This is a genomic window from Aphanothece microscopica RSMan92 (assembly GCF_046613545.2).
Classification (GTDB): domain Bacteria; phylum Cyanobacteriota; class Cyanobacteriia; order PCC-6307; family Cyanobiaceae; genus NIES-981.
Genome location: NZ_JBKKKY020000076.1, coordinates 1 through 11,700, shown reverse-complemented (window position 1 = coordinate 11,700; position 11,700 = coordinate 1). Strand labels below are relative to the sequence as shown.

The 11,700-nt window shown below is 70.9% G+C and carries 12 protein-coding genes and 2 tRNA genes; 10 read left to right on the top strand and 4 right to left on the bottom strand.

All coding sequences use genetic code 11. The annotated features are described in order from the left end of the window. On the top strand, positions 1–545 hold a 545-nt coding region (locus ACLD7X_RS14585; RefSeq protein WP_411424382.1), incomplete at its 5' end, for a 1,2-dihydroxy-3-keto-5-methylthiopentene dioxygenase. Positions 546–587: 42 nt separating this feature from the next. Here the strand turns inward: ACLD7X_RS14585 and ACLD7X_RS14580 are convergent. Together ACLD7X_RS14580 and aroQ are read right to left on the bottom strand one after the other, a co-directional pair. Then, the gene (locus ACLD7X_RS14580) at positions 588–1,223 is read right to left on the bottom strand and encodes a MiaE family protein (protein ID WP_411424381.1); all 636 of its coding nucleotides are present in this window, start codon (positions 1,221–1,223) and stop codon (positions 588–590) included. Further along, on the bottom strand, positions 1,220–1,663 hold the full coding sequence (gene aroQ, locus ACLD7X_RS14575; RefSeq protein ID WP_411424380.1) for a type II 3-dehydroquinate dehydratase: 444 nt from the start codon (positions 1,661–1,663) through the stop codon (positions 1,220–1,222). The genes ACLD7X_RS14580 and aroQ overlap by 4 nt, the downstream gene beginning before the upstream one ends. 52 nt (positions 1,664–1,715) lie before the next feature. On the opposite strand from aroQ, the gene ACLD7X_RS14570 reads away from it, so the two are divergent. The 5 genes from ACLD7X_RS14570 to ACLD7X_RS14550 all read left to right on the top strand — a co-directional run bounded on the left by ACLD7X_RS14570 (position 1,716) and on the right by ACLD7X_RS14550 (position 5,941). Continuing rightward, positions 1,716–1,797 (top strand) — tRNA-Tyr (locus ACLD7X_RS14570). Positions 1,798–1,807: 10 nt separating this feature from the next. Beyond that, a tRNA-Thr gene (locus tag ACLD7X_RS14565) sits at positions 1,808–1,879 on the top strand. A gap of 143 nt (positions 1,880–2,022) precedes the next feature. Continuing rightward, on the top strand, positions 2,023–2,727 hold the full coding sequence (locus ACLD7X_RS14560) for a methyltransferase domain-containing protein (RefSeq protein ID WP_411424379.1): 705 nt from the start codon (positions 2,023–2,025) through the stop codon (positions 2,725–2,727). A 28-nt stretch (positions 2,728–2,755) separates the two neighbouring features. Continuing rightward, entirely contained in the window at positions 2,756–4,174 is a 1,419-nt protein-coding gene (locus ACLD7X_RS14555) for an aldehyde dehydrogenase family protein (protein WP_411424378.1), read from the top strand. Between the two features lie 120 nt (positions 4,175–4,294). Then, on the top strand, positions 4,295–5,941 hold the full coding sequence (locus ACLD7X_RS14550) for a LysM peptidoglycan-binding domain-containing protein (RefSeq protein WP_412006820.1): 1,647 nt from the start codon (positions 4,295–4,297) through the stop codon (positions 5,939–5,941). Between the two features lie 44 nt (positions 5,942–5,985). Here ACLD7X_RS14550 and ACLD7X_RS14545 read toward each other — a convergent pair whose 3' ends face one another. Together ACLD7X_RS14545 and ACLD7X_RS14540 are read right to left on the bottom strand one after the other, a co-directional pair. Next, on the bottom strand, positions 5,986–7,557 hold the full coding sequence (locus tag ACLD7X_RS14545) for a RecQ family ATP-dependent DNA helicase (protein ID WP_425625280.1): 1,572 nt from the start codon (positions 7,555–7,557) through the stop codon (positions 5,986–5,988). Between the two features lie 55 nt (positions 7,558–7,612). After that, entirely contained in the window at positions 7,613–8,653 is a 1,041-nt protein-coding gene (locus ACLD7X_RS14540; RefSeq protein ID WP_411424375.1) for a hypothetical protein, read from the bottom strand. Positions 8,654–8,793: 140 nt separating this feature from the next. Between ACLD7X_RS14540 and ACLD7X_RS14535 the strand changes: the two genes are divergently transcribed. The 4 genes from ACLD7X_RS14535 to mtnC all read left to right on the top strand — a co-directional run bounded on the left by ACLD7X_RS14535 (position 8,794) and on the right by mtnC (position 11,514). Then, positions 8,794–9,003, top strand: coding sequence for a photosystem I reaction center subunit IV (locus ACLD7X_RS14535; RefSeq protein ID WP_006911758.1), 210 nt, complete (start codon positions 8,794–8,796; stop codon positions 9,001–9,003). Positions 9,004–9,209: 206 nt separating this feature from the next. After that, positions 9,210–10,055: a DNA-formamidopyrimidine glycosylase gene (locus ACLD7X_RS14530; RefSeq protein WP_411424374.1), complete on the top strand. Its 846-nt coding sequence runs from the start codon at positions 9,210–9,212 to the stop codon at positions 10,053–10,055. A 29-nt stretch (positions 10,056–10,084) separates the two neighbouring features. Beyond that, positions 10,085–10,756, top strand: coding sequence for a methylthioribulose 1-phosphate dehydratase (mtnB, locus tag ACLD7X_RS14525; protein WP_412006821.1), 672 nt, complete (start codon positions 10,085–10,087; stop codon positions 10,754–10,756). Beyond that, positions 10,756–11,514, top strand: a complete 759-nt coding sequence (gene mtnC / locus ACLD7X_RS14520; protein WP_412006822.1) for an acireductone synthase — start codon at positions 10,756–10,758, stop codon at positions 11,512–11,514. The genes mtnB and mtnC overlap by 1 nt, the downstream gene beginning before the upstream one ends. Positions 11,515–11,700: the final 186 nt, after the last annotated feature.

Below are 11,700 nucleotides of genomic sequence, written 5' to 3'. Positions count from 1 at the left end.
CCACCCCGGCGGCTGAACCCCAGCCTGTCCTGCGCAGCCACGACGGGCCCACGATCGGTGCGGAGCTGGGCCGGCGGGGCATCCGCTTCGAGCGCTGGCCGGCCAGGGCGAGCCTGCCCGCCGCTGCGGACCAGGCCCGGATCCTGGCGGCCTACGCCCCCGAGGTGGCGCAGGTGCAGGCCGGCGGCTCCTACCCCACCGTGGATGCGATCCGCCTCACCCCCGACCATCCGGAGCGGCAGGCCCTGCGCCAGAAATTCCTGGCCGAGCACACCCACAGCGAGGACGAGGTGCGCTTCTTCGTGGAGGGCTGCGGGCTGTTCTGTCTGCACCTCGGCCAGGAGGTGCTCCAGGTGGTGTGCGAGGCCGGCGACTGGATCGCGGTGCCCGCCGGCACCCCCCACTGGTTCGACATGGGTCCCGAGCCGCGCTTCTGCGCCCTGCGCTTCTTCGACAACCCCGACGGCTGGGTGGCCACGTTCACCGGGGATGCCATCGCCGCCCAGTACCCCCTGCTCGACGCGCTGCTGCCGACACCGACCTGAACAGCTCCAGCGAGCACCTCTGCTGAGGTTTCCGCAGAGGCCTCAGCTGTGCATCCGGGGCTGCGGATGGAGTTCGGCCAGCAAGGAGGCTTCCAGGGCCGCCAGCTCCTCCAGCCGTGCGATCACCTCCCGGCGCGGCCAGCGCTGCTCGCACAACACCCAGTAGAGGCCGAAGTGGCGGGCCTCGCTGGCCAGCAGCCGGCCGTAGAGCGCCCGCAGCTCCGCATCCGGGCTGTGCTGGGCCAGCAGGGCCATGCGCTCATGGCTGCGGGCCTCGATCAACCCAGCCACCAGCAGGGAATCGAGCAGGCGCTGGGGCTCCTCACGCCGCACCGCCCGGGCCAGCCCGGCGCCGTAGGGCGGCGCCGGCAGGGGCCGCAGGGCCACCTGCCGGCGCTGGAGCAGGGCCATCACCACTTCGAAGTGCTCCAGCTCCTCGCGGGCCAGGGGGCTGAGCGCCTCGGCGAGGGGGGCATCGCTGGGGTAGCGGAACAGGAGCTGGAGGGCCACGCCGGCCGCCTTGCGCTCGCAGTGGGCGTGGTCGAGCAGCACCAGGTCGGGGTGGGCGATCGCCTGCTCCAGCCAGGCGGAGGAGGTGGGGGCCGCCAGCCAGCGGATGCGGGCGGCGGCAGGCGCGGGCGGCTCCCCGGCGGGGAGGATCTCCGGGGCGGACCTCATGGCCGGCTGGCCCTCAGATGGGCCACCAGACCCTCCAGTGCAAGCCGGTAGCTGCCGGCCCCGAAGCCGCAGATCACCCCCACCGCCCTGTCGGCCAGGTAGGAGTGGTGACGGAAGGCTTCCCGGGCATGGGTGTTGCTCAGGTGCAGCTCCACGTAGGGAATGGCCACGGCCAGCAGCGCATCCCGGAGCGCCACGGAGGTGTGGGTGTACGCGGCCGCGTTGATCAGGATGCCGTTCACCCGGCCATGGCCCTGGTGGATCCGGTCCACCAGGGCACCCTCGTGGTTGCTCTGGAAGCAGTCGATGCCGGCCCCGAGCGCGGCCGCCCGCTGCTGCAGATCGGCATTGATCTGCTCGAGGGTGACACTGCCGTAGAGCCCGGGCTCACGGGTCCCCAGCAGGTTGAGATTGGGGCCGTGAAGGGCGAGCAGCTGCATGGAGAGGGGGAGAACCGGTGGGGTCGGCTGGTAAGTTCTTGCGGTGTGGTTCGGGTCGGTGCCCGAGTGGTTAATGGGGGCGGACTGTAAATCCGCTGGCTCTGCCTACGTTGGTTCAAATCCAACCCGGCCCATCCTCCACATGCCCTTGTAGCTCAGCGGTAGAGCACTCCCTTGGTAAGGGAGAGGTCACGAGTTCAAGTCTCGTCAAGGGCTCTTCAGTCCCCCGGCGGCACCCCGGGCGACCGCGCCGCCAGCAGCACGCCTGCCACCCGCAGCGGGGAGGGGCCATGGCCCGCGGGCGGCCGGCTCCACGGGCCATTCTGGGGCGGAGCGCGTCCGTCCGCCCCGGCAGAACCATGACCATCCAGCTCCAGGAGGACCAGCCCGCCCGCTCCCCCGAGCCCCCTGCGGTGGTACCCGTGCTGCAGCCAGCCGAGCGCTGCAAGCTCGATGGCGGTGATGACGCCCTCTTCTACGCCGAGCCCCGCTTCGTGCACCATCTGGATGGGGCGTTTCGCTCCAGGCTCACCCAGCTCTACCGGGAGCGCATCCCCTCGGAGGCCACACTGCTCGACCTGATGAGCAGCTGGGTGAGCCACCTGCCCGAGGACGTCCGCTACCAGGCGGTGATCGGCCATGGCCTCAACGCCCGGGAACTCGAGGCGAACCCGCGCCTGGATCGCCACTGGGTCCAGGACCTGAACCGGGACCCGTCGCTGCCCCTGCCCACCGCCAGCGTGGACGCGGCCCTGATCGTGGCCGGCTGGCAGTACCTGCAGCAGCCGGAAGCTGTGGCGGCCGACCTGCTGCGGGTGGTGCGCCCGGGCGGGCAGCTGATCGTGGCGTTCTCGAACCGGATGTTCGCGCAGAAGGCGCCCCGGATCTGGATGGAGGGCGACGACCGTGACCACCTGGCCTACGTCGCCCGGGTGCTGATCGCCCAGGGCTGGGGGCCGCCCCAGATCCTGGCCGAGCCCACCCGCGCCGAAGGGCCCCTGGGCTGGATCGGCGGCCATGGGGATCCCTTCTTCGCGGTGATCGCCCAACGCCCCCCAGCCTGATCTCGTCTGCCCCGCCTGACCTCAGCCGATGTCCGTGGATCCACCCAGCCCGACCTCTCGCCCGCTCGACAGCCCGCCACCGCTGCCGATCAGCTCCATGCGGGAAGCCGTCAGCCAGGGCCAGACCCGTGCCCTGGGCTGGCGACAGCTCCAGCTGCAACGCCTGGAGGAGCTGCTGACACGCCATGAGCAGTCCCTGCTCGCCGCCCTGGTCTCGGATCTTGGCAAACCGCCCGTCGAGGCCCAGTTCGAACTGATCTCGGTCCGCCAGGAACTGCGCTTCACCCGACGGAACCTGAAACGCTGGATGGCGCCGGCCCCCGTACCGCTCGAGCTGCCCCTGCGGCCGGGCCGGGCCTTCGTGCTGGCCGAGCCCCTCGGCTGTGTGCTGATCATCAGCCCCTGGAACTATCCGGTCCAGCTGTGCCTGCGCCCCCTGGTGAGCGCCCTGGCCGCGGGGAATGCCGTCGTGCTCAAGCCGTCCGAACAGGCCCCCGCCACCGCGGCCGCCCTGGCCACGGCCGTGGCTGCGGCGTTCCCGCCGGAGGTGGTGCAGGTGGTGACGGGCGACGCCAGCGTGGCGGCCCGGCTGCTGGAGCAGCGCTTCGACCACATCTTCTTCACCGGCGGGCCTCGGGTGGGACGGCTGGTGATGGCCGCGGCCGCCCGCCATCTCACCCCGGTCACCCTCGAGCTCGGGGGGAAGAGTCCGGCGATCGTGCTGGCCGATGCGGATCTGGAGGTCACGGCCAGGCGCCTGGCCTGGGGGAAGGGCCTCAACAGCGGCCAGACCTGCATCGCACCGGACCATGTGCTGGTGGAAGCCCCGGTCCGCGATGCCCTGGTGGCGGCCATGGCCGCCGAGCTGGAGCGCTTCTACGGCCCGGATCCCCTCGCGTCGGCCGATCTGGGCACGATCGTGAACCACGGCCAGTTCCTGCGGCTGCAGGGACTGCTCGCCGGAGCCCAGGCCCGTGGGCAGGTGCTCCACGGCGGCCAGAGCGACCCGGAGCGCCTCAAGATGGCGCCCACCCTGGTGGCCGTGGACGATCCCGAGGATCCCCTGATGCAGGAGGAGCTGTTCGGACCGCTGTTGCCGGTGCTCAGCGTCGCCACGCTGGAGGGGGCCCTGACCCAGGTGCGAAGCCGGCCCAAGCCCCTGGCCCTCTACCTGTTCAGCCGCAGCCCGGAGGCGCGGCAGCGGGTTCTCGGCTGCACCAGCTCCGGTGCGGTGGGCATCAACGACGTGGTGCTGCAGGCGGGCGTGGGTGGCCTTCCCTTCGGAGGGGTGGGGGAGAGTGGCCTGGGCAGCTACCACGGCCGGGCCGGGTTCACGACGTTCTCCCACCACCGCAGCGTGTTGCAGCGGCCCTTCTGGCTCGACCTGCCGGTGCGCTACCCGCCGTACGCCGGCAAGCTCCCCCTGATCAGGCGGCTGCTGGGCTGAGGGCGAGGCTGAAAACGAGGCTGGGGGCGGAGCTGGAGCAGCGATCAGCACTCGTGATCCCCTGGGGGTGGATCGGTGCTGGCCCTGCTCTTAACGTTCCGGCAGCTATCCGTAGTGTCGATGCGCCGCACCCTTGCTGCCCTGGCCCTAGCGGTGGTGCTGCCGCTGCCGGCAGTCCTGCCGGCACCCAGTCGCGCCCAGGTGGTTGTGCGTCCGGGCGAAACCCTCTCGGAGATCGCCGATCGCCATGGGGTCGGCCTGAACCGGCTGATGCAGGCCAACGGGATCAGCAACCCCGACCTGGTCGTCGTCGGGCAGCGCCTGGTGATCCCCGGCGCCGGGGGCAGCCCGCGCCGGGGCGGAGCGGGCCAGGTGACGGTGCAGCCCGGCGAGACCCTCTCCGACATCGCCGCCCGCCACGGCGTTGGTCTGACACGGTTGATGCAGGCCAATGGCCTCAGCAACCCCGACCTGGTGGTCGTCGGGCAGCGTCTGGTGATTCCAGGTTCGGGCCAGGGGGGGGCCAGCCGTTCCGCCCGGGCGACTCCCACCGCCCCCTACACGGTCCAGAGCGGCGAAACCCTCTCCGAGATCGCCGATCGCTTCGGCACGACCACCGAGCGGCTGATCCAGATCAACGGCATCGCCAACCCGGACCTGGTGGTGTCCGGGTCGCGGCTGAGGATTCCGGCTCGACCCGGTGCGGCGAAAAGCGGGCCCACCCCCCAGGCCCGGGAACACCTGGTCAGCCCCGGGGAGAGCCTCTCCGACATCGCCGATCGCTACGGCACCTCGGTGGACCGTCTGGTCGCCATCAACCAGCTGGAGGATCCCGACCTGGTCTTCTCGGGGATGCGGCTGAAGCTCAAGGCCCCGCCGGCCCCGAAGGCGACAGCTCAGCCCAAGGCGAAGGCTCAGCCCAAGCCGGCGGCCCAGCCCAAGCCAGCGGCCACACCCAAGCCCACGCCCGAGCCCAAGGCCAGCGCCCCCGAGCCGGCCAGCCAACCCGTGGCGCAGCCAACCACGGCCAGACCGGAGCCCCAACCAAAGCCCCAGGCCGATCCGCAACCGGTCGCCAGGCCCGCAGCCCAGCCGACACCGCGCCCCACCCCATCGACCCCCGCGGTGCAGATGGCGGCCCAACCGAGCCCCTCCCGCTCCGAACCTGAACCCGCCAAGCCCGCCCAACCGGCGGCCAGCGCCGCCGCGACCACCAGAACCGCAGCCACCACCGCGGCGGCCCCTTCGCGGGCAGCCACCTCCAGGGCAGCCACCCGCTCGACCGCCCAACCAGCAGCCCAACCAGCAGCCCCCCGCCAGGCGCCCACCAGCAGCCGGGTCAGCACCGCCACCCTTCCTGCCAGCCGCACCGTCACGGCCAGCCGCACTGTCTCGCCCAGCCGCACTGTCTCGCCCAGCCGCACCGTCACGGCAAGCCGTACCGTCCCGGCCAGCCGCAGCGTCACTCCAACGGCGCAGACCGCCACCGCGGTCACCAAGCCCGCCGCGACCAGCCAGACCGGCGACCACGACTGGCGCAGCTACGGCCCGCTGCAGGTCGACTGGGCGAACTGGCAGTCGATGGGCGGCAGCTACGTGGCGCCGACCCTCAACAGTGATGGACAGCCCCTCTATCTGGCCATCAACTGCGGTGCCCGCAAGGTCAACGCCACGACCCAGTCCGGTCAGTGGAAGACCTGGGACACGCCCCAGACCGACTTCGAGCAGAAGCTGGTGACGGATCTCTGCAAGGCCAAGGGCAGCTGAATCCCTCATCGGGTGTGAGCCCACCGGCTCACCCTGCCCCCCGCTCAGGCCGCCCAGCGCAGGGGCCAGGGCTGCCGCAGGTAGTGCCGTCCCCTCGAGCGCAGGTAGAGGCGCTGGGCGCCGTCATCACTCTCACTGACCAGCTCCTCCTGCACCAGCCGCCGTGCCAGCCAGGCCCAGCGGTCCTCTTCGCTGCCGGCGGCGCCAGCGGCCAGGTCGGCGGCCAGGCTGCGCAGATCCCTGCCGCTGCGCTCCTCGAGCGCTTCCAGCAGCAGTGCCGCCTGCGCTGACCAGTCCCGGGCAGGGTCGAGCTGCTGGCAGCGGTCGCAACGGCCGCAGGGGGGCACCAGCTCGCCCACCGCCAGCAGCAGGGCCTGCTCGCGGCAGCCCTCCCCCTCCGCCACCGCCTCCATCCGCCGCAGCTGGCGCTGGGCGAGTTCGAGCCGCTGGCGCTCCGCCCCCAGCGGGTTCGTGCTTCCACCGGCCGCCCGGATCGCCCAGCCCAGGCTGGTGCGATCGGCCGGGTCAAACAGCACCAGACAGCAGGCCGGCTGGCCATCCCGTCCGGCACGGCCGGACTCCTGCAGGTAGCCCTCGGCACTGGCGGGGAGGTCCAGGTGCAGGACCAGGCCCACATCCGGGCGATCCACCCCCATGCCGAAGGCCACGGTGGCCACCAGCACCGGACGGGGATGCTGCTGGAAATGCTCCAGGGCCAGTTGGCGGCTCTCGGGATCCAGGCCGGCGTGATAGGCGATGGCTTCGAGGCCGCCCGCCGCCAGCCGCGCGGCCCATTGCTCCACGGAACGCCGGGTGCGGGCGTAGATCAGCACGGCACCACGGGCCTGTCCCACAGCCTCCAGAACCTCAGGCAGGGGGTCCTGGAGGCGACGGCGCATGGCATAGGTGAGGTTGGTGCGGCGGGCCGAGCGCACCTGCACCAGGGGCCGCCGCAACTGCAGCAGCCGGATGATGTCCGCCCGCACCTGGGGGGCGGCCGTGGCACTCAGGGCCACCAGGGGGACCCCCGGGCACAGCGCGCGCAGCTGCCCCAGCCGCCGGTAATCCGGCCGGAAGTCATGGCCCCAGGCACTGATGCAGTGCGCCTCATCCACCGCCAGGGCCACCAATCGCCCGGCGTCGAGCACCTCGTCGATCAACTGGCGGGTGGCCTCGGCCTGCAGCCGCTCCGGCGCGAGGTACAGCAACCTCAGCCGGTTCTGCCGCAGGGCCTGCAGCAGCGCCCGGCGCTCGTGGAGCTGCAGCCCCCGATGCAGGCAGGCGGCCGGGATGCCGCGACGCTGCAGCTGGCTCACCTGGTCCTGCATCAGGGCCACCAGCGGGGAGACCACCAGCACCAGCCCGGCGCGCACCAGGGCAGGCAGCTGGAAGCACAGCGACTTTCCGCCACCGGTGGGGAGCACGGCGAGGCAGTCCTGCCCCGCCAGCAGGGCCTCCACCACCGGGCGCTGGCCCGGCCTGAACCGCTCCCAGCCGAAATGCACCTGAAGCGCAGCCTCCAGGGCATCGGGGGACGCCTGGGCCAGCGGGGGGACTGGGGTGGGCGGATCAGTGGACGGATCACTGGGCGAGATGCCGGGCCCCGAAGCCGCCAAAGTCACCACCCCTGGTAGCCAGGAAGCATAGCCACCCCCAGATCTGGGGGTGGCGTCAGGGCAGCGGTGGTGCCGCCAGCTGCTCCGGGCTCTCCTCCACCAGCTGCAGCCGCACCCGCTTGCCGCCCGCCAGTTCGCCCAGGGACACCCGCAGCACACTGCCGCTGAGGGACTGCAGGGCGGTGAGCAGTTCCCGCAGATGGGGCGTGCTGCTGCCGCTCTCCACCCAGAGCCGCTCCTGCAGCCCCCCCAGCCGCCGCCAGCTCGTGTGCAGCTTGAGCACGGCCGCCTCCAGCGCCTGGGCCTGCCCGACGGCATCGGCCAGGAGGCCCAGCGCATCGAGCCGCTGGGCCTCCTGCAGTGCCTTCTCGAAGTCGAGTTCTCCCTGCTGGAAGGCCCGCACCGCCAGAGCGGCCTCGGCCGCCTTGCTCAGCCAGCGGGCCGTGCTGGTCACGTCCCGGACCCGCTCGAGCTCCGGCTCCTCGCGCAACACCCGGCGCAGGTCCTCCTGCTGCTCCTCCGGCAGTTTTGCCAGCTCCTTCACCAGGGGCGCCACCGCCCGTGGAGGCAGGAGGTTCTCGGCCGTGCGCTGGCGGATTTCCTCCGGCAGCAGGGGGCTGGTGGCCGCGGTGAACTCATCACTGAGCCGGCGGACCTGCTTGCGCGTGATCTGCTGGCCCTCGTTGGCCGCCTCCGAGATCATCTGCTGCACCTCGGGATCCGCCTGGGCCGTCTCCAGAAAGGCCCGCTTCGAGAAGTTGTTGACGCTGGCCTCCTCCAGAAGCCCGCCCCCCACCAGATCATCGGCTGACTCGGCCAGCTGGATCAGCGCGTAGGCGCGCGTCTTGCTGATGTCCCGCTCCCGCAGCCACTGCAGAAAGCCCGTGCCGCGCCCCTCTCCCCCCCGCTTCTCGCGATCCCGGACGGCGCCCAGGATGCGGCCGCGCCAGATCTCGGTCTGGAGGTCGAAGCGATCACACACGGCCCAGGCCTCCTCCAGCCGGGCCAGGAATTCCATCGTGCTGATGGTGTCGCTCTCCGGATCTGGGAGCTGCAGGTTCAGATCAGGCGGTGCGGAGAGCTCCGAAGGACCCATGGGGTGACGCCGAATGCAGCAGCGCCGATGCTCCCACGCACCCCCACCCGGGGAAGGGCGACGAATCGTGACGCCCGCGCTGAGCCCACCGGACTGGCCGGGTATCTTCCCTACGGCAGCCTCCGATCCACAGCGCAGCGATGGCCATTTCCCGCGGCGACAAGGTGCGCATCAAGCGTCCCGAGTCCTACTGGTTCAACGAAGTCGGCACCGTCGCCTCCGTCGACACATCCGGCATCCGCTACCCGGTGGTGGTTCGCTTCGACAAGGTGAACTACAACGGCTACAGCGGCTCCGAGGGCGGCATCAACACCAACAACTTCGCCGAGGCTGAGCTCGAGAAGGCCTGAGCCCGGGGCGATCCCTCCTTCCCTGGAACCCTGTGCGGTTCTCTGGATCCCCGGCCTGGCAGCAGGTCGGGGTTTTCTTGTCGGCAGGCTCATCAGCCGGCCCCAAGCCGATTCACGGGAGTCACCCGATCGAGCTCTGCCGCGCCACCAGGCGGCCTGAAGGCTCCTGTGTGAGACGCTGTGGCTCTCGCGACTGACCCGACATCGTGCCGGAACTGCCCGAGGTGGAAACGGTGCGGCGGGGGCTGGAACAGCGCACCCCGGGTTTCCGGATTCAGCGGGTGGTCGTGCACCGCCCCCGGGCCGTGGCCAGCCCTGGCGACCCGCAGGCCTTCTGTGCCGCGCTGGAGGGCTGCACGGTGCAGGGCTGGAGCCGCCGGGGCAAGTACCTGATCGGCCAGCTGGCCGCCGATCGGGGGCACGGGGGCCACTGGGGAGTGCATCTGCGCATGACCGGGCAATTTCTCTGGCTGGAGGCCCCCCGGCCGGCCTGCACCCACACCCGCGTGCAGATCTGGAACACCCTGGGCCAGGAGCTGCGGTTCGTGGATACCCGCAGCTTTGGTCAGATGTGGTTCGTCCCGCAGGGTCAGGCCCTGGAGGCCGTGATCACGGGCCTGGCCCGCCTGGGACCGGAACCCTTCGACCCCGTCTTCGCCGCCCCCTACCTGCGGGAGCGGCTGCGGGGGTCCAGCCGGCCGATCAAGAACGCCCTGCTGGATCAGTCGCTGGTGGCGGGGGTGGGGAACATCTATGCCGATGAAGCCCTGTTCGCGGCCGGCATCCGCCCCCACACCCCCAGCGGCCGGCTGGCAAACGGCCGGCTCACGGAACTGCGCAACGCCCTAGTCACGGTTCTGGAGATCAGCATCGGCGCGGGCGGCACGACCTTCAGCGACTTCCGCGATCTCACCGGCACCAATGGCAACTACGGCGGGGTGGCCTCCGTCTACCGCCGGGGTGGGCAGCCCTGCCGGACCTGCGGCACACCCATCCGGCGGGACAGGCTCGCCGGACGCAGCACCCACTGGTGCCCCACCTGCCAGCGGTGAGAATGCAGAGGGCCGAGGTGGGAACTCCCATGGAGCAGCAGCTGGCGTCACCCTCCAGGAGCGGCCAGGCGACAGCATTGAGCGCCGCGATGGCCGCGATCCATCGGCGCGGCTGGTGCGAGGGCACCGGCGGGAACTTCAGTTGTGTGCTCGAGGCCGCCCCGCTCACGCTGCTGATGGCCCCCAGTGGCGTGGACAAAGGCGGGGTCGCTCCGCACGAGCTGATCGAGGTGGATGCCGACGGCAGCGTGGTGGCAGGAGACGGGCGAGCCAGCGCTGAAACGCTTCTGCATCTGGCGATCGTGGAGGTCACCGGGGCCGGGGCCGTGCTCCACACCCATTCCCAGGCCGGCACCCTGCTCTCGCAGCACTACGGACCGTCCGAGGGGGGACTGAGCCACCTCGTTCTCGAAGATCTCGAGATGCTCAAGGGCCTGGCAGGAATCAGCACCCATGCCACCACGGTGGCTGTGCCGATCCTGGCCAACGACCAGAATCTCGCCGATCTGAGCGCCCGGGCCAGGCCCCACCTGCGGGCTGCCCCGCACGGCTTGCTGATTGCCGGCCATGGCCTTTACGCCTGGGGAAAGGACCTCGGCGAGGCGCGACGGCACCTCGAGATCCACGAATTCCTGCTGGAGCAGCACTGGCGGCGCCTTCTCCTGGACGCTCTGGTGGGACGCCGGGCCATGAGCCTGTGATGGGGGAGTCCTCCACGCCGCTCGGACGCTCGGGCGTGAGCCACGTGCTGCTGGACATCGAGGGCACGACCTGCCCGGTGAGCTTTGTCGCCGACACGTTGTTTCCCTATGCCGCCGCGAGAATGGCGAGCTTCCTGGAGACAGAGCAGAACAATCCGGCGGTCCTGCAACTGCTGGAGCAGGCCGCCCAGGCCTGGGAGGAGGATGACGAGGCCGCCGCGGCAGCGCTACGGCAGAAGGGCGGGACGGCGATCGGCGACTACCTGCAGCTGTTGATCCGACAAGACCGCAAACTGCCGGCTCTGAAGGAATTGCAGGGTCTGATCTGGGCTCAGGGGTATGCCAACGGTGAGCTGCGGAGCCCGCTGTTTGCCGATGTGCCTTCGGCCCTCGAGCGATGGCACCACCAGGGTCTGGTCCTGGCGGTCTATTCATCCGGCTCCGTGAAGGCGCAGCAACTGCTCTACGGGCACAGCGAAGCGGGTGACCTGCGCGCCCTGTTTCGCTTCTGGTTCGATACCCGAACGGGACCCAAGCAGGCTGCCCAGAGCTACCGGACGATTGCGGCCGCCATGGCAACCAGCCCGCCCCAGGTGCTCTTCATCAGCGACGCTCTGGCGGAATGCCAGGCTGCCGCCGCCGCCGGCATGCACGTGCTGTTCAGTGACCGGGAGGGCAATCCTGCCCGGGATCCCGGCAGCTTCGCGCGGATTGCCGACTACAGCGGGCTTGAGATTGCCTCCCCGCCAGCAGGATGAAGGCGGCCTGGGGGCTGCGATGCCTCTTCCCCACAACGAAGCCACCCCACACCAAAGCCACCCCGCGGGGTGGCCTTGGCTCCGCCCCAGCCCAGCAGTCCTGCTTGGCCAGAAGGCGGTTGTGGAGGCGAATGTTTTACCTGGCATCGACCTATTTTCTCAGGGGGCTACCCCCCAAATATCGTC

Bases quoted from the DNA above. Each gene is read 5' to 3' on its own strand.
- ACLD7X_RS14580 (WP_411424381.1), bottom strand. From the start codon at position 1,223: ATGAGGTCCGCCCCGGAGATCCTCCCCGCCGGGGAGCCGCCCGCGCCT.
- aroQ (WP_411424380.1), bottom strand. From the start codon at position 1,663: ATGCAGCTGCTCGCCCTTCACGGCCCCAATCTCAACCTGCTGGGGACC.
- ACLD7X_RS14560 (WP_411424379.1), top strand. From the start codon at position 2,023: ATGACCATCCAGCTCCAGGAGGACCAGCCCGCCCGCTCCCCCGAGCCC.
- ACLD7X_RS14555 (WP_411424378.1), top strand. From the start codon at position 2,756: ATGTCCGTGGATCCACCCAGCCCGACCTCTCGCCCGCTCGACAGCCCG.
- ACLD7X_RS14550 (WP_412006820.1), top strand. From the start codon at position 4,295: ATGCGCCGCACCCTTGCTGCCCTGGCCCTAGCGGTGGTGCTGCCGCTG.
- ACLD7X_RS14540 (WP_411424375.1), bottom strand. From the start codon at position 8,653: ATGGGTCCTTCGGAGCTCTCCGCACCGCCTGATCTGAACCTGCAGCTC.
- ACLD7X_RS14535 (WP_006911758.1), top strand. From the start codon at position 8,794: ATGGCCATTTCCCGCGGCGACAAGGTGCGCATCAAGCGTCCCGAGTCC.
- mtnB (WP_412006821.1), top strand. From the start codon at position 10,085: ATGGAGCAGCAGCTGGCGTCACCCTCCAGGAGCGGCCAGGCGACAGCA.
- mtnC (WP_412006822.1), top strand. From the start codon at position 10,756: ATGGGGGAGTCCTCCACGCCGCTCGGACGCTCGGGCGTGAGCCACGTG.